32 protein-coding genes and 1 tRNA gene are annotated in these 26,790 nt (G+C 70.9%); 20 read left to right on the top strand and 13 right to left on the bottom strand.

What is annotated here, in order from left to right:
• The 5 genes from ACK4TT_RS12855 to ACK4TT_RS12835 all read left to right on the top strand — a co-directional run.
• The coding region (locus tag ACK4TT_RS12855; RefSeq protein WP_410213087.1) for an aconitase family protein at nucleotides 1–381 on the top strand (381 nt) is incomplete at its 5' end.
• Nucleotides 378–1,274, top strand: a complete 897-nt coding sequence (locus tag ACK4TT_RS12850) for a VOC family protein (protein ID WP_410213086.1) — start codon at nucleotides 378–380, stop codon at nucleotides 1,272–1,274. The genes ACK4TT_RS12855 and ACK4TT_RS12850, both read left to right, overlap by 4 nt.
• Nucleotides 1,274–1,885, top strand: coding sequence for a 3-isopropylmalate dehydratase small subunit (gene leuD, locus ACK4TT_RS12845; protein WP_409633530.1), 612 nt, complete (start codon nucleotides 1,274–1,276; stop codon nucleotides 1,883–1,885). Before ACK4TT_RS12850 ends, leuD begins: the two co-directional genes overlap by 1 nt.
• Before the next feature lie 29 nt (nucleotides 1,886–1,914).
• Nucleotides 1,915–2,967: a 3-isopropylmalate dehydrogenase gene (gene leuB / locus ACK4TT_RS12840; RefSeq protein ID WP_410213085.1), complete on the top strand. Its 1,053-nt coding sequence runs from the start codon at nucleotides 1,915–1,917 to the stop codon at nucleotides 2,965–2,967.
• Between the two features lie 14 nt (nucleotides 2,968–2,981).
• The gene (locus ACK4TT_RS12835; RefSeq protein WP_410213084.1) at nucleotides 2,982–3,389 is read left to right on the top strand and encodes an EVE domain-containing protein; all 408 of its coding nucleotides are present in this window, start codon (nucleotides 2,982–2,984) and stop codon (nucleotides 3,387–3,389) included.
• Here ACK4TT_RS12835 and ACK4TT_RS12830 read toward each other — a convergent pair.
• A complete protein-coding gene (locus tag ACK4TT_RS12830; RefSeq protein WP_409633524.1) occupies nucleotides 3,379–4,305 on the bottom strand; it encodes a GNAT family N-acetyltransferase in 927 nt (308 codons plus the stop codon). The genes ACK4TT_RS12835 and ACK4TT_RS12830 overlap by 11 nt on opposite strands.
• Before the next feature lie 214 nt (nucleotides 4,306–4,519).
• Here ACK4TT_RS12830 and ACK4TT_RS12825 point away from each other — a divergent pair, with 214 nt between their 5' ends.
• Nucleotides 4,520–5,098 carry a two-component system response regulator gene (locus ACK4TT_RS12825; protein WP_409633522.1) on the top strand — a complete coding sequence of 193 codons (579 nt, stop codon included), beginning with the start codon at nucleotides 4,520–4,522 and terminating at the stop codon, nucleotides 5,096–5,098.
• On the top strand, nucleotides 5,095–5,556 hold the full coding sequence (locus tag ACK4TT_RS12820; RefSeq protein WP_409633520.1) for a hypothetical protein: 462 nt from the start codon (nucleotides 5,095–5,097) through the stop codon (nucleotides 5,554–5,556). Before ACK4TT_RS12825 ends, ACK4TT_RS12820 begins: the two co-directional genes overlap by 4 nt.
• 20 nt (nucleotides 5,557–5,576) lie before the next feature.
• Here ACK4TT_RS12820 and ACK4TT_RS12815 read toward each other — a convergent pair whose 3' ends face one another.
• On the bottom strand, nucleotides 5,577–6,377 hold the full coding sequence (locus ACK4TT_RS12815) for an SDR family NAD(P)-dependent oxidoreductase (protein ID WP_409633518.1): 801 nt from the start codon (nucleotides 6,375–6,377) through the stop codon (nucleotides 5,577–5,579).
• A 165-nt stretch (nucleotides 6,378–6,542) separates the two neighbouring features.
• On the opposite strand from ACK4TT_RS12815, the gene ACK4TT_RS12810 reads away from it, so the two are divergent.
• The 3 genes from ACK4TT_RS12810 to ACK4TT_RS12800 all read left to right on the top strand — a co-directional run bounded on the left by ACK4TT_RS12810 (nucleotide 6,543) and on the right by ACK4TT_RS12800 (nucleotide 10,186).
• Nucleotides 6,543–8,462, top strand: coding sequence for a potassium transporter Kup (locus ACK4TT_RS12810; protein ID WP_409633516.1), 1,920 nt, complete (start codon nucleotides 6,543–6,545; stop codon nucleotides 8,460–8,462).
• Nucleotides 8,463–8,828, top strand: coding sequence for a hypothetical protein (locus tag ACK4TT_RS12805; protein ID WP_409633514.1), 366 nt, complete (start codon nucleotides 8,463–8,465; stop codon nucleotides 8,826–8,828). It abuts the gene before it with no gap.
• Between the two features lie 89 nt (nucleotides 8,829–8,917).
• Nucleotides 8,918–10,186 (top strand): argininosuccinate synthase, encoded by a 1,269-nt coding sequence (locus ACK4TT_RS12800; protein WP_409633512.1) that lies wholly within the window; start codon nucleotides 8,918–8,920, stop codon nucleotides 10,184–10,186.
• On the opposite strand, the gene ACK4TT_RS12795 is transcribed toward ACK4TT_RS12800, so the two are convergent.
• Nucleotides 10,183–10,389 (bottom strand): KTSC domain-containing protein, encoded by a 207-nt coding sequence (locus ACK4TT_RS12795; RefSeq protein ID WP_409633510.1) that lies wholly within the window; start codon nucleotides 10,387–10,389, stop codon nucleotides 10,183–10,185. The two genes, ACK4TT_RS12800 and ACK4TT_RS12795, sit on opposite strands and share 4 nt — an antisense overlap.
• 115 nt (nucleotides 10,390–10,504) lie before the next feature.
• Between ACK4TT_RS12795 and ACK4TT_RS12790 the strand changes: the two genes are divergently transcribed.
• A complete protein-coding gene (locus ACK4TT_RS12790; RefSeq protein ID WP_410213083.1) occupies nucleotides 10,505–10,906 on the top strand; it encodes an MAPEG family protein in 402 nt (133 codons plus the stop codon).
• A 101-nt stretch (nucleotides 10,907–11,007) separates the two neighbouring features.
• Nucleotides 11,008–11,592 carry a CC0125/CC1285 family lipoprotein gene (locus ACK4TT_RS12785; protein WP_410213082.1) on the top strand — a complete coding sequence of 195 codons (585 nt, stop codon included), beginning with the start codon at nucleotides 11,008–11,010 and terminating at the stop codon, nucleotides 11,590–11,592.
• Between the two features lie 18 nt (nucleotides 11,593–11,610).
• Here ACK4TT_RS12785 and ACK4TT_RS12780 read toward each other — a convergent pair whose 3' ends face one another.
• Nucleotides 11,611–13,071 (bottom strand): glycosyltransferase, encoded by a 1,461-nt coding sequence (locus ACK4TT_RS12780; RefSeq protein ID WP_409633504.1) that lies wholly within the window; start codon nucleotides 13,069–13,071, stop codon nucleotides 11,611–11,613.
• A 74-nt stretch (nucleotides 13,072–13,145) separates the two neighbouring features.
• Nucleotides 13,146–14,282, bottom strand: a complete 1,137-nt coding sequence (locus tag ACK4TT_RS12775) for a serine hydrolase domain-containing protein (RefSeq protein WP_410213081.1) — start codon at nucleotides 14,280–14,282, stop codon at nucleotides 13,146–13,148.
• Between the two features lie 139 nt (nucleotides 14,283–14,421).
• Here ACK4TT_RS12775 and ACK4TT_RS12770 point away from each other — a divergent pair, with 139 nt between their 5' ends.
• A complete protein-coding gene (locus ACK4TT_RS12770) occupies nucleotides 14,422–14,976 on the top strand; it encodes a TetR/AcrR family transcriptional regulator (RefSeq protein ID WP_409633500.1) in 555 nt (184 codons plus the stop codon).
• 84 nt (nucleotides 14,977–15,060) lie between these two features.
• On the opposite strand, the gene ACK4TT_RS12765 is transcribed toward ACK4TT_RS12770, so the two are convergent.
• Together ACK4TT_RS12765 and ACK4TT_RS12760 are read right to left on the bottom strand one after the other, a co-directional pair.
• Nucleotides 15,061–15,135 (bottom strand) — tRNA-Gly (locus ACK4TT_RS12765).
• A 92-nt stretch (nucleotides 15,136–15,227) separates the two neighbouring features.
• Nucleotides 15,228–15,968 carry a DUF6065 family protein gene (locus tag ACK4TT_RS12760; protein WP_409633498.1) on the bottom strand — a complete coding sequence of 247 codons (741 nt, stop codon included), beginning with the start codon at nucleotides 15,966–15,968 and terminating at the stop codon, nucleotides 15,228–15,230.
• 59 nt (nucleotides 15,969–16,027) lie between these two features.
• Here ACK4TT_RS12760 and ACK4TT_RS12755 point away from each other — a divergent pair, with 59 nt between their 5' ends.
• The 4 genes from ACK4TT_RS12755 (at nucleotide 16,028) to ACK4TT_RS12740 (ending at nucleotide 18,439) form a co-directional block, all read left to right on the top strand.
• Nucleotides 16,028–16,549: a prolyl-tRNA synthetase associated domain-containing protein gene (locus ACK4TT_RS12755; RefSeq protein WP_409633496.1), complete on the top strand. Its 522-nt coding sequence runs from the start codon at nucleotides 16,028–16,030 to the stop codon at nucleotides 16,547–16,549.
• An 86-nt stretch (nucleotides 16,550–16,635) separates the two neighbouring features.
• Nucleotides 16,636–17,550 carry a tetratricopeptide repeat protein gene (locus tag ACK4TT_RS12750; protein WP_409633494.1) on the top strand — a complete coding sequence of 305 codons (915 nt, stop codon included), beginning with the start codon at nucleotides 16,636–16,638 and terminating at the stop codon, nucleotides 17,548–17,550.
• Nucleotides 17,551–17,563: 13 nt separating this feature from the next.
• Nucleotides 17,564–18,223: an LON peptidase substrate-binding domain-containing protein gene (locus ACK4TT_RS12745; protein WP_409633492.1), complete on the top strand. Its 660-nt coding sequence runs from the start codon at nucleotides 17,564–17,566 to the stop codon at nucleotides 18,221–18,223.
• Nucleotides 18,224–18,232: 9 nt separating this feature from the next.
• Nucleotides 18,233–18,439 carry a Trm112 family protein gene (locus ACK4TT_RS12740; RefSeq protein WP_409633490.1) on the top strand — a complete coding sequence of 69 codons (207 nt, stop codon included), beginning with the start codon at nucleotides 18,233–18,235 and terminating at the stop codon, nucleotides 18,437–18,439.
• Here ACK4TT_RS12740 and ACK4TT_RS12735 read toward each other — a convergent pair whose 3' ends face one another.
• Together ACK4TT_RS12735 and ACK4TT_RS12730 are read right to left on the bottom strand one after the other, a co-directional pair.
• Entirely contained in the window at nucleotides 18,440–19,693 is a 1,254-nt protein-coding gene (locus tag ACK4TT_RS12735; RefSeq protein WP_410213080.1) for a UbiH/UbiF/VisC/COQ6 family ubiquinone biosynthesis hydroxylase, read from the bottom strand.
• A gap of 153 nt (nucleotides 19,694–19,846) precedes the next feature.
• Nucleotides 19,847–20,248: an endonuclease domain-containing protein gene (locus ACK4TT_RS12730; RefSeq protein ID WP_410213079.1), complete on the bottom strand. Its 402-nt coding sequence runs from the start codon at nucleotides 20,246–20,248 to the stop codon at nucleotides 19,847–19,849.
• A 217-nt stretch (nucleotides 20,249–20,465) separates the two neighbouring features.
• Here ACK4TT_RS12730 and ACK4TT_RS12725 point away from each other — a divergent pair, with 217 nt between their 5' ends.
• From ACK4TT_RS12725 to ACK4TT_RS12715, 3 genes are read left to right on the top strand one after another with little or no spacing between them, the layout of a single operon-like run.
• Nucleotides 20,466–21,569, top strand: a complete 1,104-nt coding sequence (locus ACK4TT_RS12725) for an HlyD family secretion protein (protein ID WP_409633483.1) — start codon at nucleotides 20,466–20,468, stop codon at nucleotides 21,567–21,569.
• 39 nt (nucleotides 21,570–21,608) lie between these two features.
• Nucleotides 21,609–23,219, top strand: coding sequence for a DHA2 family efflux MFS transporter permease subunit (locus ACK4TT_RS12720; protein WP_409633481.1), 1,611 nt, complete (start codon nucleotides 21,609–21,611; stop codon nucleotides 23,217–23,219).
• Nucleotides 23,219–23,875, top strand: a complete 657-nt coding sequence (locus ACK4TT_RS12715; protein ID WP_409633479.1) for a TetR/AcrR family transcriptional regulator — start codon at nucleotides 23,219–23,221, stop codon at nucleotides 23,873–23,875. Before ACK4TT_RS12720 ends, ACK4TT_RS12715 begins: the two co-directional genes overlap by 1 nt.
• Nucleotides 23,876–23,888: 13 nt before the next feature.
• Here ACK4TT_RS12715 and ACK4TT_RS12710 read toward each other — a convergent pair whose 3' ends face one another.
• The 4 genes from ACK4TT_RS12710 to fabA form a co-directional block, all read right to left on the bottom strand.
• Complete coding sequence (locus tag ACK4TT_RS12710; RefSeq protein WP_409633477.1) at nucleotides 23,889–24,704, bottom strand: enoyl-ACP reductase; 816 nt, start codon at nucleotides 24,702–24,704, stop codon at nucleotides 23,889–23,891.
• 60 nt (nucleotides 24,705–24,764) lie between these two features.
• Nucleotides 24,765–24,917 (bottom strand): oxidoreductase-like domain-containing protein, encoded by a 153-nt coding sequence (locus ACK4TT_RS12705; RefSeq protein ID WP_409633475.1) that lies wholly within the window; start codon nucleotides 24,915–24,917, stop codon nucleotides 24,765–24,767.
• Nucleotides 24,918–25,008: 91 nt separating this feature from the next.
• On the bottom strand, nucleotides 25,009–26,220 hold the full coding sequence (gene fabB / locus ACK4TT_RS12700) for a beta-ketoacyl-ACP synthase I (RefSeq protein WP_409633473.1): 1,212 nt from the start codon (nucleotides 26,218–26,220) through the stop codon (nucleotides 25,009–25,011).
• Between the two features lie 34 nt (nucleotides 26,221–26,254).
• Nucleotides 26,255–26,782, bottom strand: coding sequence for a 3-hydroxyacyl-[acyl-carrier-protein] dehydratase FabA (gene fabA / locus ACK4TT_RS12695; protein ID WP_410213078.1), 528 nt, complete (start codon nucleotides 26,780–26,782; stop codon nucleotides 26,255–26,257).
• Nucleotides 26,783–26,790 lie beyond the last annotated feature (8 nt).

Genomic DNA, 26,790 nt, shown 5'->3' with positions numbered 1-26,790 from the left:
GTCGTGTTCATCGGCTCGTGCACCAACAGCCGCATCGAGGATCTGCGGTCGGCGGCGAAGATCGTTGAGGGCCGCAAGGTCGCCCCCGGCGTCCGGGCCATGGTGGTGCCGGGCTCCGGCCTGGTGCGCGCCCAGGCCGAGGAAGAAGGCCTCGACCAGATGTTCAAGGCCGCGGGCTTCGACTGGCGCGAGCCGGGCTGTTCCATGTGCCTCGGTATGAACCCCGACCGCCTGGCCCCCGGCGAGCGCTGCGCCTCGACCTCGAACCGCAACTTCGAGGGCCGCCAGGGCCGCGGCGGGCGCACCCACCTGATGAGCCCGGCCATGGCCGCCGCCGCCGCCGTCGCCGGCCATATCGCGGACGTCCGGGACTTCCTGTGATCGCCGCCGCCATCTCCGGGCTCGACCACGTCGCGCTCTGCGTCCGCGATCTCGACGCGGCGGTCCAGGGCTATCGCAAGCTCCTGGGCGTGGAGCCCAACTGGATCGGTGGGGACGGCGGGGCCCGCCACGCCTGGTTCCAGTTCCCGAACATGGCGCTGGACGTCATCAGCCCCCACGGCGAGGGCGCGTTCGGCGACCGCATCCGCGCTCATCTGGGCGCCCACGGCGAGGGGATCTGGGCGCTCGCGTTCACCGTGGGCCGCGTAGAGGCCGACCTCGCGCCGTTCGCCAGGCTGATGGCCCGGCGCGGCCTGCGCATGACCGAGCCGGCCCTCACCCGCTCGACCCACGACGACGGGCGCAGGCGCTACTGGCTGGGCTCCAATCCCCGCCCCGACGACACCGGCGGCCTGCAGGTGCTGCTGATCGCCCCGCCCCGCGACGGGACCCACTGGCCGATGTCGAAGCCCGCGGGACCCGCGCCGGTCACCCGGCTCGACCACGTGGTGATCCAGACGGCCAGCGCCGACCGGGCGCTCGCCGTCTGGGGGGCCAAGCTCGGCCTAGACCTTCGCCTCGACCGCGAGAACGCCCAGTGGGGCGCGCGCCAGATGTTCTTCAAGGCTGGCGAGACGGTGGTGGAAATCGCCGCCAGCCTGAAGGCGCCGCCCCCCGGAATCGGGTCCGACGCGCCCGACCGCTTCGGCGGCCTGGCCTGGCGGGTGGCCGATCCCGAGGCCGCGCGAGAACGTCTCGTCGCCGCCGGCTTCGACGTCTCGGAGGTCCGCGCCGGCCGCAAGCCGGGCACCTGCGTCCTCACCGTCCGCGACGCCCCCGCCGGCGTCCCCACCCTGTTGCTCAGCGCCGAACCCGCCCTCGAGAAAGCCTGATGGAAGCCTTCACCCGCCTCGACGCCAAGGCCGCGCCCCTGCCGCTGGCCAACATCGACACCGACCAGATCATCCCCAAGCAGTTCCTGAAGACGGTGGAGCGCGCGGGCCTGGCCAAGGGCCTGTTCTACGACTTCCGCTTCGACGAGCAGGGTCGCGAGAAGCCCGACTTCGTCCTGAACCGGCCCGAGTACAAGGGTGCGGGCGTGCTGGTGGCCGGCGACAACTTCGGCTGTGGGTCCAGCCGCGAGCACGCGCCCTGGGCCCTGATGGATTTCGGCATCCGCTGCGTGATCTCCACCAGCTTCGCCGACATCTTCTACGGCAACTGCTTCCAGAACGGCCTCCTGCCCGTGGTGCTGAAGGCCGAGGAGGTCCGCCAGCTCATGGACGAGGCGCGCGGCGGCAACCACGTGGTCAGCGTCGACCTGGAGGCCCAGACCGTCACCTCGCCGTCGGGCGCGGTGTTCACCTTCGAGATCGACGCCCAGCGCAAGGCCAAGATGCTGAAGGGCCTGGACGCCATCGGCGAGACGCTGGAGGCCGAGAAGGACATCGACGTCTACGAGATGAAGCAGGCGCTGGCCCAGCCGTGGCTGGAAGGCGCGTGAGCCGCCGGCCCCAAGACCCAGAGGATATGATGACCGACCTGCTGCTCCTGCCCGGCGACGGGATCGGGCCCGAAGTGACGGCCCAGGTGCGCCGCGTGGCCGAGCGCCTGGCGCCGGAGTTCTCCATCGACGAGCGCCCCTTCGGCGGGTCGAGCTACGACCAGCATGGGACGCCGCTGACCGACGAGGCCCTCGAAGCCGCCAGGGCGTCGAAGGCCGTGCTGATGGGCGCCGTCGGCGGCCCGCGGTGGGCCGGAGTCCCCCGCGACAAGCGTCCCGAGGCCGGGCTGCTGGCCCTGCGCGCCGGCATGGGGGTGTTCGCCAACCTTAGGCCCGCCCTCTGCTTCGAGCCCCTGGCAGACGCCTCGACGCTCAAGAGGGAAGTGGTCGAGGGCCTGGACATCATGATCGTCCGCGAGCTCACCGGCGGAATCTATTTCGGCAGCCCGCGCTTTATCGAGGAGCTGCCCGGGGGCGGCAAGCGGGCCGTGGACACCCAGGTCTACACCACCGCCGAGATCGAGCGGGTCGGCCGCATCGCCTTCGAGCTGGCCCGCGGCCGCCGCAACAAGGTGACGAGCTGCGAGAAGTCCAACGTGATGGATAGCGGCCTGCTCTGGCGGGAGGTGGTCACCGACCTGCACAGGCGCGATTACGCCGACGTCCAGCTCGAGCACATGCTGGCCGACAACGCGGCCATGCAGCTTGTGAAGAACCCCCGCCAGTTCGACGTCATCCTGACCGACAACCTTTTCGGCGACATCCTTTCGGACGAGGCCTCGCAGCTCACCGGCGGTTTGGGCCTGCTGCCCTCGGCGGCGCTGGGCGAGGCCGGCAAGCCCGGCCTCTACGAACCCATCCACGGCTCGGCCCCGGACATCGCGGGGAAGGGGATCGCCAATCCGCTGGCGGCCATCCTGTCGTTCGAGATGGCGCTGCGCTGGTCCCTGGGCCGCGCCGATCTGGCCGACCGCCTCTACGGCGCCGTGGTGAAGGCCCTGGAGAAGGGCGCGCGCACGCCCGACATCGGCGGTAAGCTCACCACCGTGCAGATGGGCGACGCGGTCCTGGCGGAGCTCTGAACCCGGAGGCGTCCATGGCCCACTGGCTGGTGAAGTCCGAGCCCAACACCTACAGCTTCGCCGACCTTGAGCGGGACGGCCGCACCGTCTGGGACGGCGTGCGCAACAACGCCGCGGCCCTGCACCTGAAGGCCATGAGGGTCGGCGACGAGGTGCTGTTCTACCACTCCCAGGAAGGCCTGGCGGTGGTGGGGATCGCCAGGGTCGCCCGCGCGGCCTTCCCGGACGCCAGCGATCCCTCCGGCCGCTTCGTGGCCGTGGAGCTGGAGCCCGTGCGGCCGCTGGCCAGGCCCGTGACGCTGACGGAGATGAAGGCCGAGCCGGCGCTTTCCGGGATGGCCATGCTGCGCCAGTCGCGGCTGTCGGTGTCGCCGGTCAGCTCCGCCGAATGGGCGACGATCCTGGGGATGGCTAAAGCCTGAGCCGCCAGGTCTCGCCGACCTCCTCGACGCCGAAGTCGTCGTGGGTCCAGGTCTCCTCGATCGTGAAGCCCGCGTCGGCGTAGATCCTGCGCGCCGCCGTCAGGACCGCATGGGTCCACAGCACCACCTCCCGGTAGCCGGCGGCCCGGGCGAAGGACAGGCACTCGTCCACCAGCCGGCGCCCCAGCCCCTCGCCGCGGGCGGCGGGGGTCAGCAGCAGCAGGCGCAGGCGGGCCACGTCCTCGGCCTCCGGCTCCTTCACCAGGAACACCGAGCCCAGCCGCTCGCCCTCGCGCTCGGCGATCCAGCAACGCTCGCGCGCGGGGTCGTGCGTCTCCAGGAAGTCGGCGACGATGCGCGCCGTCAGGGCCTCGATCCCGGCGCCCCAGCCGTACTCGCGGCCATAGACCTCGGCGTGGCGCTCGACGACCCAGCCCATGTCCCCGGGCTCGGGGCCTCGCAGGACGGCCGGCGGCTTCACGCGTCCCGGCGCCAGCAGGCGCTCGGCGTCGCCCAGGCCGCGGATCAGGCGGTCCTGCTCGCCGGGCGCCAGGGCCTTGACCATCGCCGCCACCCGGGCCGCCTGCCTGCGGTCGATCTCGGCGAAGGCCTCGGCGCCGGCGGGCGTCAGGTGCAGGCGCACGCTGCGGCCGTCGTCGGCCGAGCGCTCGCGGCGGACGAGGCCGTCGCGCGCCAGCTTCGCCAGGATGCGGCTGAGGTAACCCGGGTCGAGGCCGAGCTCGGCGCCCACCGCCTTGGGCGTCACGCCGGGCGTCTTGTCCAGCTCATACAGGACCCGGCTTTCGGCCAGGGTGTAGGGACCGCCCAGGAAAGCGCGATCCAGGACCCCGATGGCCCGGGTGTAGAAGCGGTTGAAGCGGCGGATGGCCGCCACGGTGTCCTGCGGAGCCGTCATGGAGCGAGGGAACGCTGAGAAGTTGACCGAGTCAACTATTTTGCCGGCCGCGACCGGTCGCCGCACGGCCCGGCGTTGCACTTCACGGGTAAATACAACCCCTTAGGGCGTCATGCATCCAGAGGTGGAAGAAAATCCCCGGCGCCCGGAAAGCTCGTGTTAACGGCGTTCATCGTTAAGCTTGCCCCGAACGGAGGTCCCAGGGGGCAGGCCGATGTCGCTCGACGGCGCTTCGCGCGCGCGTTTCAATCTGGACAGGGCGGCGGTCCTGCTGCTGGACGACACGCCCCTGGGCATGTCGATCCTGGTGCAGATCATCACCGGCCTGGGCGCCAAGACCCTCTACCGCTGCACGAGCGTCGAGCAGGCCCGCGAGGTGGCGTCGACCTACGAGCTGGACCTGGCCATCGTCGATGGCATGGCGCCCTCGGGCGTCGGCTACGACTTCGTTCGCTGGATGCGCACCGAGGCCAAGGAGCCCAACTGCTACACCCCGGTGCTGATCACCACGGCCCACACGCCGGCCAGCGACGTGGCGCGGGCCCGCGACTGCGGCGGGCACATCATCATCAAGAAGCCCATCGCCCCGAAGGTCATGCTGGAACGCATCCTGTGGGTGGCGAAGGAAGGCCGGCCGTTCCTGTTCTCCGGCAGCTACGTCGGCCCCGACCGCCGCTTCCGCAACGACGGACCGCCCGACGGCGTGGGCCGCCGCCGCGAGGACCTGATCGAGAAGGCCGACGACGCCGTGGCCGAATCCCAACCCCAACCGGAGGCCCGGGCGGTTTCATGAGTTCCGTGCGTTTCGTCTTCCCCAAGGTCCGGCTGGCCGAGATCCTCAAGACCCCGGGCGGACTGACGGTGGCCGAGGCGCTGGAGCGCGCCGAGGCGAACCTGGAGGAGATCCGGCCCACCTGCATCGCCGAGCTGGCGACCCTGCTGGAATACGCCGAGGCCGCCTTCGAGCGACTGGCCGAGGATTTCGACGACGCCGGCCTGGCCGACCTCTACGCCATCGCGGTGCGCGGCATCGGGGCGGGCGCCGTCTGCGGCGCGCCGGGCGTGGACGATGCGCTCACCAGCCTCTGCGACCTCATCGACCACCTGCGCACCACCGGCCACTACGACCGGCCGGCCGTGGGCGTTCACGTGCGCGCCTGGCGCCTGCTGATGAACCCGGACCTGCCGCTGGCCGGCGCCCAGCCGGTCCTGGACGGCCTGCGCAAGGTCAGCGCCCGCTACGCGGCCTAGAGTTCGGGCCCAAGGCCGCCTCACGTCTTTCGGAAACGCCCGCCCTGGCTGGCCATGAGCGCCAGGGCCCATTCGTCCGGGAGCAGCTTGGCCGCCGCGGCGATGGCCTTGTTCGGCGCGCCGGGGACGCAGACCACGCGCCCGGCCTCCACCGCCTCGTAGCCGGCGGCCGCCACCTCGTCGGCGCCCAGCCACAGCCAGGACGGGGTGGATGCGCTGACCATCGCCCGGGTGCCGTTCACGTCGTGGAACTCGGTGAAGGTGAAGCCGGGGCAGAGCGCGGTCACGTGCACGCCCTCGTTCGCCACCTCCAGCGACAGGCTCTGGGAGAACTTGATGAGCAGGCTCTTGGAGGCGGCGTAGAGCGTATGGCCGGCCGCGCCGGGAACCAGGCCCGCCAGCGAGGCCACGTTGACGATCCGCCCGAAGCGCCGCTGGACCATGCCCGGCAGGACGCGATGGGCCAGTTCGCAGGGGGCGGTCACCATCACCTGCAGGAAGGCCGCCTGGTCGGCCCAGCGGGTGTCGGCGTAGGTCCCGGGCAGGCCGTAGCCGGCGTTGTTGACGAGGGCGTCCACGGTGCGGCCGTGGGCGGTGAGGTGGTCTAGGATCTGGCCCGGACCCTCGGGCTGGGCCAGGTCGGCGGCCACCGTCAGGGTCTCGACCCCGTAGCGCAGGCGGATCTCCTCGGCGATCTGGTCGAGCCGCTCGGTCCGGCGCGCGGTCAGCGCCACGTCGTAGCCGTGGCTGGCCAGGATCCGCGCGAAGGCGGCGCCGATGCCGGCGGAGGCCCCGGTGACCAGCGCAAGTCTGCGGTCCATGTGGTGAAACCCCCTCTCGCCCGACGCGGATGAAACTACGTGGCCCGGCGGCGGGCGCAACCCGCGCATTGAACCCCGTCTGGTTTGGGTGTATCGGCCCGCCCGCGTGACGGCATGGGGCCGCCCGAAGGGAACACTCTAGAGTTCCGTTCCCGGAGACGATGGATGGCTGAACCGGCCGGCGCTCCCGACAACGGAGCCCAGGGAACGCATCACGCGCCCAAGGACAAGTTCTGGGCCCTGGCCCTTGGCTCGGTCGGCGTCGTGTTCGGCGACATCGGCACGAGTCCGCTCTACGCCATGCGCGAGGCGCTGCACCATTCCCGCAGCGGCGGAACCGCCGAGCTGGCGGTCCTGGGCGTCGTCTCGCTGATCACGTGGGCGCTGATCCTCATCGTCACCGTCAAGTACGTCGTCTTCCTGATGCGGGCGGACAACAAGGGCGAGGGCGGCACGCTCGCGCTCATGGCGCTGGCCCACCGGGTGACTCCCGGGAAGCGGTCCGCGATGATCTTCTTCCTGGGCGTGGCCGGCGCGGCGCTGTTCTACGGCGACGGCATCATCACGCCCGCGGTCTCGGTGCTCTCGGCGGTGGAGGGCCTGCGCGAGGCGCCCGGCGCCGGCCACCTGCTGGCCCCCTACGTCCTGCCGATCTCGGCCGGCATCCTGGTGGGCCTGTTCCTCGTCCAGTCGCGGGGAACGGCCAGCGTGGCCCGCTTCTTCGGGCCCATCACCGCCGTGTGGTTCCTGGTGCTGGCCGGACTCGGCGCCTACCACATCGCCGACGACCTCTCGATCTTCCGGGCGCTCTCGCCGCACTACGGCGTGCTGTTCCTGATCGACAACGGCTTCCTGGGCTTCGTCATCCTGGGCAGCGTGTTCCTCGCCGTGACCGGGGCCGAGGCCCTCTACGCCGACATGGGCCACTTCGGCAAAGGCCCGATCCGGGCCGCCTGGGCCGTTCTGGTGCTGCCGTCGCTGCTGCTCAACTACCTGGGCCAGGGCGCCCTGGTGCTCTCCCGCCCCGAGGCGCGGGCCAACCCGTTCTTCGAGATGATCCCCGAAGTCGCCTACTGGCCCGTGCTGCTGCTGGCCACCACGGCCACGGTCATCGCCAGCCAGGCCGTCATCACCGGCGCCTTCTCGATGACCCAGCAGGCCGTCCAGCTCGGCCTCTTCCCGCGCATCGACATCCGCCGGACCAGCGAGACCCAGGCCGGCCAGATCTACGTGCCCCAGGTGAACACCTTCCTGCTGGTGGGCGTGCTGGTGCTGCTCGTCATGTTCCGCACCTCGTCGAACCTGGCCGCGGCCTACGGCATCGCCGTCACCGGGGCGATGTTCGTCGACACCCTGCTGTTCTTCTACATCGTCCGCTACATGTGGAAGCGGCCGACCTGGCAGGCGGTCGCCGCCTCGGCGGCCTTCGGCGCGCTCGACGTGGTGTTCATCTCCTCGAACCTGCTGAAAGTCCCGCAGGGCGCCTGGCTGCCCCTGGTGCTGGGCGCGGCCCTGGTGGTGGTCATGTGGACCTGGACCCGCGGCACCCAGATCCTGACCGACAAGACACGCCGCGACAGCGTCACCATGGCCGAGCTGGCCGACATCCTGAAGGCCCGCGCCCCGCACCGGGCGCCGGGCACGGCCATCTTCCTGACCTCGGACCCCGAGACGGCGCCCGTCGCCCTCATGCACAACCTCAAGCACAACAAGGTCCTGCACGAGAAGAACATCATCCTCACCGTCGCCACGGCCGAGACGCCCAGGGTCAAGGAAGAGGATCGCGTGCGGATCGAGCCCATGAACGAGGACTTCAAGAAGGTCTTCATCACCTACGGCTTCATGGAGAGCCCCAACGTGCCCAAGGCGCTGGGGCTGTGCCGCAAGCTGGGCCTGAAGTTCGACATCATGGCCACGAGCTTCTTCCTGGGGCGGCGCTCGGTGGTCCCCTCGGCCCAGTCGGGCATGCCGCTCTGGCAGGACAAGCTCTTCATCTTCCTGATGAAGAACGCCGCCAACCCCACCGACTTCTACAAGATCCCCCCCGGCCGCGTGGTCGAGCTCGGCACCCAGGTGACCGTCTAGATGCTGGGCCTGCTCCCCTATGTGGGCGACGGCCTGTGGATCCTGGTGATGGCCGCCATCGCCTCGACGAGCCGCGCGGCCCTGGCCCGCATCCCCCGCGGCGTCCGCATGCCCCTGCCGTTCGCGCCGCGCGCCGGCGCCCGGCCGCGGGGTCCGCGCGACGCGGCCTTCGCCCTGGCCATCGGCGCGCCGCTGCTGGTGGGCCTGGCCCTGCTGATCTTCGGCCGGCTGGCCGAGACGCCGGACAAGGCGATGCTGATCTTCCTCGTCCGCACGGCCACCGCCCCCCTTTTCGCCCTGGCCCACATCGCCTGGCTGCGCGGCGCCCTCCGGACGCTCGAGGACGAAGGCGCCCTCAGGCCGTGAGACTTCGCCCTTGAACGCGAGCGCCCGGCGCCCTTAAAGGCGCGCGTTCCCGCGTATCCGCACCTCATTTGGCAAGGTCCCCTCCCGCAATGGCCGACAAGCCCGTCAAGAAGGTCGTGCTCGCCTACTCCGGCGGCCTCGACACCTCGATCATCCTGAAGTGGCTGCAGACCGAGTACGGCGCCGAGGTGGTGACGTTCACGGCCGACCTGGGCCAGGGCGAGGAGCTGGGCCCGGCGCGGGAGAAGGCCTTGATGCTGGGCATCAAGCCCGAGAACATCTTCATCGACGACCTGCGCGAGGAGTTCGTCCGGGACTTCGTGTTCCCGATGTTCCGCGCCAACACGGTCTACGAGGGCCAGTACCTGCTGGGCACCTCGATCGCCCGGCCGCTGATCGCCAAGCGCCAGATCGAGATCGCCCGCCAGGTCGGCGCCGACGCCGTCTGCCACGGCGCGACCGGCAAGGGGAACGACCAGGTCCGCTTCGAGCTGGGCTACTATGCGCTGGAGCCCGACATCCGGGTGATCGCGCCCTGGCGAGAGTGGAACTTCCGGAGCCGCGAGGCCCTGATCGACTTCGCCGAGAAGCACCAGATCCCGATCAGCAAGGACAAGCGCGGCGAGGCGCCGTTCAGCGTCGACGCCAACCTGCTGCATTCCTCCTCGGAAGGTAAGGTCCTCGAGGACCCGGCGGTGGAGGCCCCCGAGTTCGTGCACATGCGCACGATCTCGCCCGAGGCGGCCCCCGACAGGCCCACGGTCATCACCATCGACTTCGAGAAGGGCGACCCCGTGGCCATCGACGGCCAGAAGCTGTCGCCCGCGGCCCTGCTGACCAGGCTGAACGAACTCGGCCACGACAACGGCATCGGCCGCCTCGATCTGGTGGAAAACCGCTTCGTCGGCATGAAGTCGCGCGGCGTCTACGAGACCCCCGGCGGCACGATCCTGCTGGCCGCCCACCGGGGCATGGAGAGCATCACCCTCGACCGGGGCGCCATGCACCTCAAGGACGAGCTGATGCCGAAGTACGCCAGCCTGATCTACAACGGCTTCTGGTTCGCCCCCGAGCGCGAGATGCTGCAGGCGGCCATCGACCACTCGCAGGCCATGGTCTCGGGCCAGGTGCGGGTGAAGCTCTACAAGGGCAACGTCACGGTCATCGGCCGCACCTCGCCCTATTCGCTCTACGACCAGGAGCTGGTGACCTTCGAGGAAGGCGCCGTGGCCTACGACCACCGCGACGCGGCGGGCTTCATCAAGCTCAACGCCCTGCGCCTGCGGGTCACCGCCAACCGCGACCGGCGCCTGGGCAAGCCCCTGCCGCCCGCCGGCGGCGAGCACTTCAAGGGCTAGCTGTCCAGCCGGTTGTAGGGATAGCGGTCGCGGATCTCGGCCTGGAAGAACCGCCCCTTGGACGGGGCCTCCAGGAACGAGCGATGCACCTCGCCCGGCACGCCCACGTAGACGTAGCGCTCGCCGCCCTCGAAGCGCACCAGGAGCTTCGAGCGCTGGGCGTCGTAGTCGATCTCCCGGATGGCTGCGGATTCGACGTCCATCGGCGCTCTCCCAGCGGTTCGGTCTCGCTCCTAAACGCCGGGGCGGCGGCGGACGGTTCCCCTTTCGCCCGGGAGGCGCCAAGCTCGCCGGCAAATCGGGGGGAGACCGAAGACCATGCAGACCCACGCCTACGTCGCCATCGTCACCATCCTGGCGCTCCTGACCTATCTCTGGATGGGCCTTGCGGTCGGCGCCGCGCGCCGCAAGTGCGGCATCGCCGCGCCGTGCATGACCGGGGACCCCGCCCTCGAGCGCGCGATCCGGGCCCACTCCAACACCCTGGAGTGGCTGCCGGTCTTCCTGCCGTCGATGTGGCTGTTCGCGCTCTACTGGAGCGACCTCGTGGCCGCGGCCCTCGGCCTCGTCTGGATCGTGGGCCGCATCGCCTATCAGCGCGGCTACGTCGCCGACCCGGCGAAGCGGGAGATCGGCTTCCTGATCCAGGCGCTCGCCACGGCCATCCTGCTGTTCGGCGCCCTGGGCCGCGCGGTGTGGGTGCTGGCCGTCACGGGCTGAGCCCAGAACTTGCGCCAGATCATGGCGACCACGATTGCGACAAGGTGTTGTGCCATCTAGCCTCGGTATCGAGGGACATCTTGCGAGTTCGAGACAGGAAAATGTCGAAGAAATCAGCCGCCGTCGCCATCGGCCTGGCCCTGGCCGCCGGCCTGGCGGCCTGCGCGACGCCTACGCCGTACCAGCCGAATATTCCCGGTCAGGCCCAGTCGGGCGGGTATTCGGAGATCCAACTGGAAGCCAACCGCTTCCGGGTGAACTTCCAGGGCAACACGCTCACCTCGCGCGAGACCGTGGAGGGCTACCTGCTCTACCGCGCCGCCGAGCTGACGGTGCAGCAGGGCTTCGACTGGTTCAGCATCGTGGACCGGGCCACCGACCGGCAGACCCGCACCTACGTCGAGCCCGACCCGTTCTACCGGCCCTGGTACGGTCCGACCTACGGCTACTGGCGGCCCTACTGGCGCTACTACGGCCGGAGCTACGGCTGGCGGACCTGGGACCCCTTCTGGGGCGACCCCTTCTGGGCCAACCGCGTCGACGTGCGCACGGTGGACAAGTACGAGGCCACCGCCGAGGTCGTCATGGCCAAGGGCGCCAAGCCCGCCGACGACCCGCGAGCCTTCGACGCCCGGGCGGTGATCGACAACCTGCGGCCCCGGATCCGTTATCCCGAGCCGAAGTAACGGCCATGGGCGGGGCCGTCAGGCCTCGCCCATTCGCGCCATCAGGGCCGCCGTGAGCGCCTCGCGGCGGTCCCACAGGTCGCGGTACCAGGCCACGCGGTCGGCGATCTGGTCGGCGAACATCCGCTCCTCGCGCACATAGGCCCAGGCGTTGCGCGCCAGGCGCAGGCGTTCGCCTTCGTCCTCCAGCAGCCCGCCCAGCATCGCGGCCCAGTCCCGGGGCCGCCGGGCGATCAGGCCGGTCTCGCCATGCCGGAGGGTGGCGGCGTAGACGGTCGGCGAGGCTACCGTGACGCAGCCGCGCGCGGCGGCCTCCAGGAATTTCACGTCGCTCTTGGCTTCCATGAACGGCCGGTCGTCGACGGGTGAGAGCGACACGGCGCAGGTTCCCATGAGGTCGAGGTAGGCGTCATAGGGCAGGATGTCATGCAGGCGCTTGCGGGCCGTGGGCAGGGCGTCGAACACGGCCCGGTCGCCCACGACCTCGAACTCCGCGTCCGGAAACCGTGCGACCACCGGCGCCAGCGAGCGGGCGACCGCGACCGCGACCGGACCGCGCTGCACCGCCCCGTAGAACACCCGGCGGGGGCGCTCCTGCGGCTCCGGCCCCAGCTCGAAGACGGCGTTCGGCGCCACCCGGACCTCGGGGTTGACGGCCCCGAACAGCTTCGCCAGCCGGGGCGTCGAGGTCTGCACCGCGTGGGCGAAGCGGAAGCGCGCCCAGTCGGCCTCGTCCACCGCCCGCCCGGCCGTCCGGGCCACCAGCTCCGGGTGGTCGTCATGCTCGACCACCGCCACCCAGCCGCGGCGGATGCATTCGGCGATGCCGGCGCGCCAGGCCGCCGCGTCGCGCACGGACGGACGCTGCAAGATCACGACCCGGGCCAGGTCCGGGGGGACCTCGGGGGGTCTGAAGGGCGGGGCGCGGAAGGCGAACACGAGGCCGGGGTCGGTGCGCAGGGCGTGGGCCGGGAGCCGCGTGCGCACGTCCAGCAGGTCGCGGGCGAAGGCGACGAAATGGCAAAGGAGCGGGGCCGGCCCCGGCCCCTTGCGGCCGACGAAGACCAGGCCCTGACGCGCCACGGCCTCCGACAGCGACGCGGCCTCCGCCGAAAGGTCGCCCGTCCGGTCGTCGAAGAACTCGGCGGGCGGCGCGATCAGGTGCAGCCGCAGGAGCGAGACGCCGGCCGCCGCCGCCGCCGCGATCAGCGCCTGGGCCCGCTCGGGCGGACCGGGCGGCACGACGGCCGTGACGGTCCCGCCGGGCGCCAGCGCGGCGGCCAGGTCGGCGTCCAGGGCGCCCAGGTCCTCCAGGACCAGGGCCTCGACGGTCCCGGCGTCGAACCGCGCCCTGGGGTTCCGCGCGAGGTGGGCGGCCTCGAACGCCCGGGCGTCGCGTCCGACGTAGCTCAAGGCCCGCGCGGAGACGGGCGTCCGCGCCAGCAGCGCCTGCTGATGTTCGGACAGGATCTCGGCCATGACCCCTGCCTAGCGGGTTTGCCGGCCAAGGGGAATCGGCCGGGCGCGGCTAGCGGACGGCGGGCGTTGCGGCCTCAGCCGTAGACCGCGTCCCGGACATCGGTGACGAAGCGTCCCGCCATGCCCTCGAAGGCCGTGTTGGTCAGCGCCACGACCGAGAGCCTGTTCACGGGATCGACGAACCAGCTGTGGCCGTAGACGCCGCCCCATTGCAGCGTTCCCGCCGCTTGCGGCGTGCCGGTGGGCTCCGGATCGCGGAGCACCGCCCACCCGTAGCCGAAACCCCAGCCGGGGCCCTGCGTTTCCGCCTGCGGGCCAACGTGGTCGTCCATCATCATGGCGACGGTCTCGGGCCTCAGGAAGGGCCCGCCGCCGTTGCGGATGGCTTCCAGCAAGGTCAGGACATCGGCCGCCGAGCCCGCCATGCCGGCCCCGCCCGACGGATAGGAACTCCCAATGAGAATGCGGTTCGGCGAGAACCGGACGGCGCCCTCCCAGAGCGGTGCGACGACCACGCCCTCCATCCGGACCGGCCCCGCGGGACCGTCGGCGTAGGGCACGGCGAGCCGGGCCGGATCGGCGAGGGAAAAGCCAGCGTCCGCAAGGCCGAGGGGGTCGGTCACTTCGTCCCGAACGACGCGGTCCAGGCGCTTGCCAGTCGCGGCCTCGAGCACCGCGCCGATCACGTCCGTCCCGAGCGAATAGCGCCAGGCCGCGCCCGGTGCGAACGCCAGCGGGGCTCGCGCCAGACGATCCAGGTTCTCGTCGAGGGCCAGTCCAGGCTGGTCGAGGCCGTCCGAAACGTCGAGCCGGTGATAGGCGCCGTCGTCAGGCTCGAGGAAGCGATAGCTCAGGCCGGAGGTGTGGGTCAGGAGCTGATGCAACGTGATCTCCGGACGCGACCCGTCCGGCAGGGCGGGACGGAACGCCGGCAACCATCGGCTGACGGGCTGGTCCAGGGCGATCGCCCCCCGCTCCACGAGCCGCATCGCCGCCGCCGCCACGAAGGGTTTGGACACCGAGGCGAGCCGGAAGATCGCATCCTCGCGCATCGGCGTCCCCGCCTCCCGGTCGATGAACCCGGCGCCGCGCCCGTAGGCGATCTCGCCGTTCCGGGCGACGATGACGACCGCGCCCACGAGTCTGTTGTCCGCGATGGCGCTGTCGATGGCGCGGTCGAGCCTGGATCTGAGGGAACATTGCTGACTCACCGGGAAATCTCCCATATTATCACAACGATCACTACACAATATCCGGCTGCGGTGAGTTTCCACAATGGTCGATGTGACAATTAGCAGAGCGCCGGCGCGTCGGCGCGGCCGGCCTCCGGCGTTCGACCGGGCGAAGGTGTTGGCGAAGGCGGGCGAGACCTTCTGGCGGCTGGGCTACGAGGGCGCGTCGATCGTGGACCTGACGGGCGCCATGGGTATCACGCCGCAGAGCCTCTACGCCGCCTTCGGCTCGAAGGCCGAGCTCTACCGGGAGGCGCTCGGCTGGTATGGCGCGGCGTTCGCGACGCTGCCGGACGAGAGGCTTGCGGCGCCCGGCGCGCTCGACACCCTCGCGGAATGGCTGGAGGTGCAGGCGGCGCTATTCACCGGCCCGGCCCATCCGCCCGGCTGCATGATCTCCACCGCCATGCTCGCCTGCGCGGTCGAGAACGATCCCGTCGCCCGGATGGCGTCAGATATGCGCGAAGCGGCCGTGGCGCGCATCCGCGAGCGGCTGGAGCGGGCGAAGGCGGAGGGCGAGCTGAACCCCGGCGCCGATCCCGGCGCGCTCGCCCGGTTCGTCGGCGCGATCATCCAAGGCATGTCCGTGCAGGCGCGCGACGGGGCGAGCGAAGCGGACCTTGTGGCCGTGGCCCGCCTTGCTGGCGAAGAACTGGCCCGTCAGCGGGCCTGACCCCGCCCGGCGCCCGAGCGCCGCCGAAAAGCAGAACGCCGCCCCGAAGGGCGGCGCTGTATCGCTGTTTTTCCCGAGGAAAAATGGAGCGGGCGAGGCGATTCGAACGCCCGACCCCAACCTTGGCAAGGTTGTGCTCTACCCCTGAGCTACGCCCGCGCTCCGCGGAGGTCGGTGACGGCCTCCAATTGCGAGGCGGGCCTTATGGCAGACGGCTTTTCGCTTTGCAAGCGGCCTCGCGCGGCATTTTTTCAGCCGAATTTCGGGGCCTTCAGGCGGCGCTTGTTGACGTGGCCCTGCGGGGCGGGCGCGACCTCCTCCGGGAACTCGCCCTTGAAGTAGTAGCGCTGCCAGGCCTCCTTGGTGGCCTCGGGGTCGCCGCGGAAGATCTTCTGGTTGAACTCGCTGCGGTGCTTCTCCCAGACGTCGTACTGGTGGCGCAGCTCCGGGTTGGAATCCAGGCGCCGGATGACCGGCTGGATCTCGTGCAGCGGGTGGTCCTGCAGCAGGGTGATGAAGCAGAAGGGCTCGCCCTTCTCGAACCTGACCTTCCCGGGCCGGGTGAAGATCCAGTTCATGGTGAAGGGGAAGGGCAGCCAGTCGGTTTCGACCACGCCGGCCAGGGGCTGGATGCCGTCCTTCACGTGATTGGGCGGGCCCATGACCATCATCGACCAGCCGGGCGGGGTGCGGAACAGGTATCCCGCGTGAAAGGTCAGCACGCCGTGGCTGAAGTGGCTGGAGGCGAGCGTGTGGAAGTCCGGGTGCGGGTGGTCCGGCGTCAGCTTTATGTCGTTCTGGTGGATGCCCCCTGTCCACTCGGCGGTGAACCCCACCGGCGAGAGCAGCTCCCAGCCCGAGGTGTTGGCCATCGAGAGCGGCAGGCAGCGGTAGGGATGGCGGGCCGAGAACCGGTCCATCCAGGCGCGGTCGGGGCGGCCGGGGACCAGCTCGGGCGGGTTGCGGGAGACGGGATAGCACTCGAGTTCCATGGGCCAAGACCCTTAATGCCCCCCTCGCCTTCCCGTCCAGTTCGGCTATTGGAGCCGCCATGCCCATGACGCGCGACGAACTGCTGGCCTTCCTCGGCGAGATCGGGGTCGGGCAGACCACCCACGACCATCCGGCCGTCTTCCGCGTGGAGGAGGGCGAGGAGATCAAGGCCCGCATCCCCGGCGCCCACACCAAGAACCTGTTCCTGAAGGACGCCAGGGGCCAGCTCTGGCTGGTCTCGGCCGAGGGCCACGCCGTCATCGACCTGAAGCGCCTGCACACGGTGATCGGCTCGGCCCGCCTGTCGTTCGGCAGCGCCGGGCTGATGGAGGAGGTCCTGGGCGTCACGCCGGGCTCGGTCACCGCCTTCGCCCTGGTCAACGACAAGGACCGGCGCGTGCGTTTCGTCCTGGATCGCACCCTGGCGGAAGCGGACCTCGTCAACTTCCACCCGCTGACCAACACCGCCACCACCACCGTGGGCCGCGAGGGCTTCCGGCGCTTCCTGGCCGCCGTCGGCGTCGAGCCGATGGTGGTGGACTTCGAGGCCATGGCCGTGGTGGAGATGGCGGCGCGTTGAAGCGGGCCGCACTTGCGACCATCTTCCGGTCGAGGCGTTCTAGCGGCTCAGCAGGACACGACAGTTAGGACAGGGATTTTCGGGCCATGACCCTGATCGGGGAGACCGGCGGCGCGCCGGCCGGCGGCGTGAACCTCGCCGACATCATCAAGGACGCCACCGACGCCAGCTTCATGGCCGACGTCGTCGAGGCCTCGAAGACCACGCCCGTCATCGTCGACTTCTGGGCGACCTGGTGCGGGCCCTGCCGCCAGCTCGGCCCGGCGCTGGAGAAGGCCGTCGCCGCCGCCAAGGGGGCGGTGAAGCTGGTCAAGGTCGACATCGACAAGAACCCGGCCTACGCCGGCCAGCTCCGCGTGCAGTCGATCCCGGCGGTGTTCGCCTTCGTCGACGGCCGCCCGGTGGACGGCTTCATGGGCGCTCTGCCCGACAGCCAGGTGAAGCAGTTCGTCGACCGCCTGGCCAAGCAGGGCGGCGGCGGCTCGCCCATCGACCAGCTCCTCGACATGGCCCGCGAGTCCCTCGAACTCGGCGACCCGGGCGGGGCGGCCCAGGCCTACGCCCAGGTGCTGCAGGCCGAACCCCAGAACGTGAAGGCCCTGGGAGGGCTCGCCCGCCTCTACCAGAAGTCCGGCGACCTTGAGCGGGCCCGCGAGATCCTGGAGATGGCCCCGGAGGGCGCCAAGGACCCTGACCTGGACGGGGTGCGCGCCGCCCTGGCCCTGGCCGCCGAGGCGCCGTCCGAGACCGCCGCCTTCGAGCAGCGGATCGCCGCCGATCCCGACGACCACGAGGCCCGCTTCGAGCTCGCCAAGGGGCTCGCCGCCGGCGGCTTCATGGCCGAGGCGGTGGACCACCTGCTGGAGATCGTCGCCCGCGACCGGACCTGGAACGACGAGGCGGCCCGCAAGCAGCTCCTGACCGTCTTCGAGGCGGCCGGGCCGATGTCCGAGGTGGCCAAGCAGGGCCGGCGCAAGCTCTCGTCGATCCTGTTCAGCTAGGGCGGAGGGCGACGTGGCGGCCTACCGGCGCTTGAGCGACCTGCCCCAGGTGATCCCGGTGTTCCCGCTGGACGGCGCCCTTCTGCTGCCCGGCGGCGACCTGCCGCTGCAGATCTTCGAGCCGCGCTACCTGAACATGGTGGACGACGCCATGGCCGGCGACCGGCTGATCGGCATGATCCAGACCAGGCCCGGCGGCGACCGGGTCCGCCCGGCCCTGCAGGCCGTGGGCTGCGTCGGCCGGATCACCAGCTACGCCGAGACCTCGGACGGCCGCTACCTCATCACGCTCACCGGCGTCTGCCGCTTCGACGCGGGCGAGGAGCTGATCCTGCGCACCCCCTACCGGCAGATGCGGGTCCGTTACGACCGCTTCGAGGGCGACCTCGCCCGGGACGAGGCGGCCGAGGCCTCGGAGGCCGCCCGGGCGAAGTTCGCCACGGCGCTCAAGCGCTACCTGAACCGGCGCGAGCTCGACATCGACTGGGAAACCGCCAGCACCGCGCCGCTGGAGGCCCTGGTCAATTCGCTCAGCATGGGCCTGCCGTTCGAGCCGGCCGAGAAGCAGGCGCTGCTGGAGGCCCCCGACCTCACCGGGCGCTTCGAGACCCTGACCGCGCTGCTGGAGATCGATTCCAGCGAGCCGGATGACGATCCCCAGCCGTTGCAGTAGAGGGTGGCCATGGAAGACGCCCTGCCCGCTCTGGAAGTCGACGTGGACCCGCGCCTGCTGGAGGTCCTGGTCTGCCCGGTGACCCGCGGACCGCTCGAATACGACCGCGCGAAGCACGAGCTGGTCAGCCGCCAGGCCCGGCTCGCCTACCCCATCCGCGACGGCGTGCCGATCATGCTCCCCGAGGACGCCCGCGAACTGGGCGAGGGGGAGTAGCTACAGCGCCTCGCCGCGCAGCAGCCGGGGCAGGTCGCCGACCGCGCCGCCGGCCTCGTGCATGAAGAACCGCCGCGCGGGCCCGATCCGGTTGACCGCCGCCATGCCGACGCCGCGCGCCAGCCGGACCAGCGGGTTGTCGTTGGAGAACAGCCGCACGAAGGCGTCCATGCCCGCCGAGAGCGTCACCGTGTCGAAGCGCCGCCAGGCCGCGTAGCGCTCCAGGACGACCTCGGAGCCGATGTCCTCGCCCAGGCGCGCGGCGTCCACCAGGGTCTCGGCCAGGGCCGCGGCGCCCTTCAGGCCCAGGTTCAGCCCCTGGCCGGCGATGGGGTGGACCCCGTGGGCGGCGTCGCCCAGCAGGGCTGTGCGCGGGGCCGTGAAGCGCTCGGCGAGCTGCAGGCTGAGCGGATAGGTGAAGACCGGCCCCTCGACGCGCACCTCGCCCAGGAACTCGCCGAACCGGCGCTCCAGATGGGCCTGGAAGACCTCGGGCCGGGCGGCCTTCAGCGCGTCGGCGCGGGCCGTGCTCTCGGTCCACACCAGGCTGGCGCGGTTGTCGGTGAGCGGCAGGATGGCGAAGGGCCCGCCTGGCAGGAAATATTCGTGGGCCACGCCCTCGTGCGGCCGCTCCAGGCGGACCGTGGCCACGACGCCGGTCTGCCTGTACGCCCAGCCGATGACGCCGATGCCGGCCGCCTCGCGGATCACCGAGCCGCGCCCCTCGGCCCCCACCACCAGGGGCGCCGATAGAGTGCGTCCGTCGGCCAGCGTCACCGTGGCCAGCCTGGGTCCGAACGCGGCGCCCGTCACCCTGACGGGGGCGATCACCTCGATGCCGGCGTCCTGGATGGCCTGGGCGAGGCCCGCGCGGGTGCGGCGGTTCTCCAAGAGGTAGCCCAGGGGCTCGCCCTCGGACCGGTCGGCGATCTCGGCGGAATCGAAGCGCAGGAAGAACGGCGTGGGCCCGCCCGTGGACGCCCCCGGCGTGCGCCCGTCGGTGACCAGGATCTGCTCGATCGGCTGGGCGTGGGGATCGAAGGCCGGCCCCAGGCCCAGGGCCCGCCACTGCCGGTAGGCCGCATAGGCGATGGCCGAGGCCCGGCCGTCGAAGGCCGGAGCGAGCTGGGCGTCGAAGGGGACGGGATCGACCAGCACCGGCTTCAGCCCGCCCCGATGCAGGGCCAGCGCCAGGGTGGCCCCCGCCATGCCGGCGCCGGCGATGATCACGTCGGCCTGAGTGCTCTTGGTCATGGCCCGTGGTTACGCCACGAAGCCGGCCCGGCGTCCAGTGGCGCGAGAGGGGAAGCATTGGCGCGAGCGAGGCTCCCCTCCTCTCCCCCCGCGCAGCGAGAGGGGAGAGGGTAGGGTGAGGGGCGACGCCGACCTGTCCGCCGCCCTGCCGGTTCAGCCAGAACCCACCGCCGGCCGCTCCCCGCCGCAAGCCTCCAGGATCGTCAGGCAGACCCCCTCGCGGTTGGTCAGCACCGCCGAGTTCCAGAACCGGATCACCCGCAGGCCCAATCCCTCGAGGAACGCCGTCCGCCGCGCGTCGTAGTCGGCCTGATCGGCGTGCTGACCGCCGTCGAGCTCGACCACGAGGCTCGCCTCCACGCAGAGGAAATCGACGATGAACGGCCCTTTCGGAACCTGACGGCGCCAGCGCCGGCCGCCCAGGCGCCGAGCCCGCAAGGCGTTCCACAGCCGCGCCTCGGCCTCGGTGTCTTCCCGGCGCATCGCCCGCGCCCGGTCACGCGGGGTGGTGTCCTTCAGCGTCTTGAACGTCGCCATGGCCGAAGAGTGGGTCATGGCTGGACCAGCGTGCAAGCCTTGCCCCCTGCGTCGCCCCTCTCCCCAACCTCTCCCCTCTCGCTTCGCGGGGGGAGAGGAGGGCGCTATCAGCTCCCCAGAAAATAATCTGGACGTTTCGGTCCAACTTTCACTTGTCGGTTACCGCTCCCGTCCCTATGTGGCGACCGATTGGACTGCGCAGTCCATTTTTGAGTTCTTCCCGGGATACGAAGTCATGGCGGGATTGCCCAAGCGTTTGGTTCCCATCGTCGCGGGGGGCGTGGCCACGGTCGCGGTCGCGGTCGGCGGCGGCGTCTGGTGGATGGACAAGCAGCGGTTCGAGACCACCGACAACGCCTTCGTCCAGGCCGACAAGGTGACCATCGCCCCCCTCGTCGACGGCTACGTCGCCGAGGTGCTGGTGAACGACAACGCGGCCGTCCGCCCGGGCCAGGTGCTGGTGCGAATCGACCCCGCCACCATCAAGGCCAAGCTGGCCCAGGCCGAGGCCAACGCGGCCGCCCTGGAGGCCGCCGTCCGCCAGGTGGACGACAAGGCCCGGCTGGAGCAGGCCCTCATCGCCCAGAAGTCGGCCGCGGTGGAAAGCGCCGCCGCGGAAGCCCAGCTCGCGAACGCCGAGCTCTCCCGCTACGGCCAGCTCGCCAAGTCCGGCTGGGTGTCCACCCAGCGGGCCCAGACCGCGCGGGCCGCCGAGCGCCAGGCCAGCGCCGCCGTGGAGCAGGCCCGCGCCGCCCTCGAGGCCGAGCGCCGCGCCGCCGCCGCCCTCGATTCGGCCCGCGCCCAGAGCCTCGCCCAGGCCGCGGCCGCCCGCGCCGCCGTCGAGCAGGCCCGCATCGACCTTTCCCGCACCGAGATCCGCGCCCCGGCCGCCGGCGTGGTGGGCGCCCGCTCGGTGCGTCCCGGCCAGTACGTCCGCACCGGCTCGGCGATGATGAGCCTGGTGCCGCTGGGCGACGCCTATGTGGTGGCCAACTTCAAGGAGACCCAGGTCGCGCGCCTGCGCATCGGCCAGCCGGTCGAGATCCACGCCGACGCCTTCGGCAAGGAGACGCTCAAGGGGCGCATCGACAGCTTCGCCCCGGCGACCGGGGCCGAGTTCGCCCTGATCCCGGTGGAGAACGCCGTCGGCAACTTCACCAAGATCGCCCAGCGCCTGCCGGTGAAGATCGCCGTCGACCCCGGGCAGCCCCTCTCCGGGGCCCTGCGGCCCGGCCTGTCGCTGAAGGTCAAGGTCGACGTGACCCGCGACACGGGCCCCAGCTTCGCCGAGGCCGGCCGGCTCCCGGCCCTCTACGCCCGCGAGGGCGCGTCGCGCTGAACCCTGGCCCCGTGATCCCCAGCTCATGACCCCCGTCTGATGACCGACGCCGTCCTCCATCCCGACAGCGGCCGCGCCCAGGCCCCGGCCTATCTCGGGTCCGACGGCGAAGCCGTGGACTGGGTGAAGATCTTCCTGGGCTTCGGCGGCATGGTGCTGGGTCAGTTCATGGCCATGCTGGACATCCAGATCGTGGCCAGCTCGCTCGTGCAGATCCAGGCCGGCATCGGCGCCACCAGCGACGAGATAAGCTGGGTGCAGACCATCTACCTCCTGGCCGAGGTGGTGATCATGCCGCTCACCGCGTACCTGACCAAGATGTGGGGCACGCGGCCGTTCTATGTGATCGCCGTGATCGGCTTCATGGTCACCTCGGTGGCCACGGGGCTTTCGACCTCGGTGGGCGTGATGATCGTCTTCCGCGCCCTGCAGGGGATCTTCGCCGGCGCGATGATCCCGCCGATCTTCGCCACCGCCATGACCGTCTTCCCGCCCGAGCGGCGGGTCACCGCCAACGTCATCGTGGGCCTGATCGTCACGCTGGCGCCCACCGTCGGCCCCACCCTGGGGGGCCACCTGACCGAGGCCCTGGACTGGCGCTGGCTGTTCTTCATCAACGTGCCGGTGGGCGCGCTGGTGATCTTCCTGGTCGGCCGCTACGGCGATTTCGACCGGGGCAACCCCGACCTCGCCAAGGGCATCGACTGGTGGGGGCTGGGCCTGATGACCGTCTTCCTGCTCTCCATGCAGTACGTGCTGGAGGAGGGCAGCGACGAGGGCTGGTTCCAGGACGACCTGATCCTGTGGCTCACCGTGGCCGCCGTCCTCACGGGCATAGCCTTCATCTGGCGCCAGCTCTCGTACCGCCAGCCCATCGTCTCCTTCACCCCGTTCCACGACCGCAACTTCTCGCTCGGCATCGTGATGATCTTCATCTCGGGCGCCAGCCTGTTCGGCGGGACCTTCCTCCTGCCGATCTTCCTGGGCCAGGTGCGCGGCTTCTCCTCGGCCGAGGTGGGCACGACCATGCTGGTCTCGGGCCTGTCGATGTTCCTGAGCGCGCCGATCGCCGGGCGCCTCATCCGCATGGTCGACGTCCGCGTGGCCATGGTCGTGGGCTTCGCGCTCGCGGCCTGGGCCATCCAGCTCGGGGTGCGGGTGACCGACCAGTGGGGTTTCCGCGAGTTCTTCGTGCTGCAGGCGGTGCGCGGGTTCGGCACCATGATCGCCATGATCGCCGCCCAGCAGATGGCCGTCTCCACGCTGTCGGTGACCGAGATGAAGGACGCCTCGGGCCTCATCAACCTGGTGCGCAACGTGGCCGGCGCCATCGGGCTGGCCATGCTGTCCACCATCCTCACCCACCAGAGCGCCGTGCACTACGCCGACCTGGCCTCGGCGTTGAGCGTGGCCAATCCCCAGGGCGCGGCCATGTTCGAGGGCCTGACCCAGATGATGACGGCGGGCGGCCTGGCCGACCCCGAGGGCGCGGCCCGCAAGGCTTTCAGCTTGATGATGCACAGGCAGGCCGCCACCCTGAGCTTCGGCGACGCCTTCGGCGTGCTGGCCCTGGGCTGCTGGGTCGCCGCGGCCCTGGCCGTCTTCGCCAAGCCGGGCAAGGGCGTGTCGCTCCAGGGCGGGGGCCACTGATGGCCCGCCTTCCCGGACAGATCGACCTCGCCAAGAGCGAGGCCATCCTGGACGCCGCCCTGGCGGTGATGGTCGAACGCGGCATCTCCGCGCCCATGGAGGAGATCGCCCGCCGCGCCGGGGTCTCCAAGCAGACGATCTACAACCACTACGGCTCCAAGGCCGAACTGGTCCGGGCGCTGACCGCGCGCCGGGTCCACGAGCTGGTCGCCCCGCTGGCGACCGAAGAGGGCGTCGCCGACCCGGCGCGCGCGCTGGCCGGCTTCGCCCGCGTGCTGCTGGGCAAGCTCCTGAACGACCGCAGCTCGGCCTTCCTGCGCGTGGCGATGATGGGAGCCATCGAGGCGCCCGAACTGGGCCGGGCGGTCTGGGAGGCCGGTCCCCGGACGAGCCGCCGGCGCCTTGCCGAATTCCTCGACATGGAGACCCGCGCCGGCCGCCTCGCCTGCCCCGACCCCTGGCAGGCCGCCGAGTTCTTCGCCGGCATGGTGGTGGGCTCCTACCAGACCGCCGCCCTGCTGGGCGTCGACCGGCCGCTCACCGACGAGATGGTGGAGCAGGTGGCGACCGAAGCCGCCGCCCGCTTCATGCGCGCCTACGCGCCCCTAGACCCTCCCCCTCGGGGGGAGGCGGCGCGAAGCGCCGGAGGGGGTTGAAGCCCGCTGAGCCTCAGCCTTCCTCGTCCTCCGAGAAGCCCATGATGTGGAAGCCGGCGTCGACGTGAACCACCTCGCCGGTGGTCGACTTGCCGAGGTCGGACAGGAGCCACAGCGCGCAGCCGGCGACGCCCTCCATCGAGGTGTCCTCCTTCATGGCGCTGAGCGAGCGGCCCTTGGCCAGCATGCCGCGGCCGCCCGAGATGCCGGCCAGCGACAGGGTCTTCATGGCCCCCGGCGAGACCGCGTTCACCCGGATGCCCTTCGGCCCCAGGTCGCGGGCCGCGTAGCGCACGGCGGCCTCCAGCGCGGCCTTGGCCACGCCCATGGTGTTGTAGTTCGGGATCGCCCGCTCCGAGCCCATGTAGGTGAGGGTGATGATCGAGCCGCCCTCCTCCGGCATCATGGCCGAGGCGCGCCGGGCGCAGTCCACGAAGCTGAAGGCCGAGATGTTCATGGCCCGCAGGAAGCCCTCGCGGGTGGTGTTGTCCACGAAGCTGCCCTTCAGCTCGTCCTTGTTGGCGAAGGCGATGGCGTGGACGAAGAAGTCGATCTGGCCGAAGGCGTCCTTCACCGTCTGGAAGGCCGCGTCCATGGCCGCGTCGTCGGTGACGTCGACGGGAGCCAGAACCTTCACGCCGATCTCATCGGCGAGCGGCTGCACGCGCCGCTCCATGCCCGGCAGGTGCAGGAAGGCGATCTCGGCGCCCTGGGCGGCCAGCTGGCGCGCGATGCCCCAGGCGATGGACTGGTGGTTGGCCACGCCGGTGACGATCCCCTTCTTGCCCTTCATCAGGGTCCCGGTCGGCATCTGGTAGTCGTCGGCCACGTCGTTCTCCCTCTCGTGGTCGCAGTCTGGGAGGGGTTTAGGCCGGTTCAGCCGGATGTGTCACCCCCGGCGCAGCGCGTCCGGATCGTGGCCCAGGGCGCGGACACGCTGCTCCCAGCGCTCCAGGGCGCGGTCGTAGTAGTCCATGATGCAGGGGTCGCAGCCGCGCCCGCAGCACTCCTCCCGCGTCGGCTCGCGCGGGGGCGCAGGCACGCCCGCCGGCCAATCGGGAGGCGGCTCGGCCAGGATCAGACCCTGGCCATCACGAGGCAGCCGTTGGCGCCGCCGAAGCCGCCCCGAAGGGCTAGATCCTGGACATGACGAGACATCCGTTCGTCCCCCCAAAGCCGAACGAGTTGCTCATCACCGTCTCCAGCTCCCGGTCCTCGCGCTTGCGCACGATGGGCAGGCCCTCGAAGGCCGGGTCGAGGTTCTCGATGTGGGCGCTCTCGGCCACGAAGCCGTTGTTCAGCATCAGCAGGGAATAGATCGCTTCCTGCGCGCCGGCCGCCCCCAGGCTGTGGCCGGTCAGGGACTTGGTGGACGAGATCAGCGGCGCGGCCTCGCCGAACACGGCGCGCACGGCCTCCATCTCCTTCACGTCGCCCACGGGCGTGCCCGTGCCGTGCGGGTTCAGGTAGTCGATCTTCCGCCCGCCAAGGCCGGCCATGGCCAGCTTCATGCAGCGCGCCGCGCCCTCGCCCGAGGGGGCCACCATGTCGAAGCCGTCGGAATTGGCCGCGTAGCCCACGATCTCGCCGTAGATCTTGGCCCCGCGGGCCTTGGCGCGCTCGTACTCCTCCAGCACCACGATGCCCGCGCCGCCGGCGATGACGAAGCCGTCGCGGTCGGCGTCATAGGCGCGGCTGGCCACGGCGGGCCGGTCGTTGAACTTCGAGCTCATGGCGCCCATGGCGTCGAAGAGCACGCTGAGGGTCCAGTCCAGCTCCTCGGTCCCGCCGGCGAACACCACGTCCTGCTTGCCCATCAGGATCTGCTCGTAGGCGGTGCCGATGCAGTGGGTGGAGGTGGCGCAGGCCGAGCTGATCGAGAAGTTCAGGCCGCGGATCTTGAACCAGGTGGCGAGCGTCGCCGAGGGCCCGGAACTCATGGCCTTGGGCACGGCGAAGGGCCCGACGCGCTTCGGGCCCTTGGCGCGGGCGATCTCGGCCGATTCGACGATGGCCCGGGTGGACGGTCCGCCCGAGCCCACGATCAGGCCGGTCTTCTCGTGGCTGACCTCGTCCTCGCCGAGGCCCGAGTCGGCGATGGCCTGCTCCATGGCGATGTGGCCGAAGGCCGTGCCCTGGGCCAGGAAGCGGGCCGCTCTGCGGTCCACCATGGCCTCCCAGTCGATCCGGGGCGGGGCGTGGACCTGGCAGCGGAAGCCGAGCTCGGCGTACTCCGGCGCGGCCACGACGCCAGACTTGGCGTCTCGCAGCGAGGCCAGGACCTCGCCCGCGTTATTGCCGATGGACGAGACGATCCCCATCCCGGTGATCACGACGCGGCGCATCAGGCCGTTTCCTCCGAACGCTTCTTGCTGTGGGTCAGGCCAGGTCTTCGGCGCGGAACAGGCCCACCCGCAGGTCCGTGGCCTCATAGATGGGCTTGCCGTCGGCCAGGAGAACCCCGTCGCCCACGCCCATCACGAGCTTGCGCATGATCATGCGCTTCAGGTCGATCCTGTAGGTGACCTTCTGGACCTTCGGCGTCACCTGGCCGGTGAACTTCACCTCGCCGACGCCCAGGGCCCGGCCCTTGCCGGGCGCGCCCGACCAGCCGAGGAAGAAGCCCACGAGCTGCCACATGGCGTCCAGGCCCAGGCAGCCGGGCATGACGGGGTCGCCGATGAAGTGGCAGGCGAAGAACCAGAGGTCGTCGCGGATGTCGAGCTCGGCCTCGACATGGCCCTTGCCGTGGGCGCCGCCGTCGGCGGTGATGTTCGTGATCCGGTCGAACATCAGCATCGGCGGGGCCGGGAGCTGGGCGTTGCCGTCGCCGAACATTTCACCCCGGCCGCAGGCCAGGAGCTCGTCGAGCGTGAAGCTGGAGGGCCGGGTCGCCACGTCGCGCATCGGATTTT

This window comes from Phenylobacterium sp., from assembly GCF_046463815.1.
Lineage (GTDB): Bacteria > Pseudomonadota > Alphaproteobacteria > Caulobacterales > Caulobacteraceae > Phenylobacterium.
This window is presented reverse-complemented; position numbering and strand designations above follow the sequence as displayed.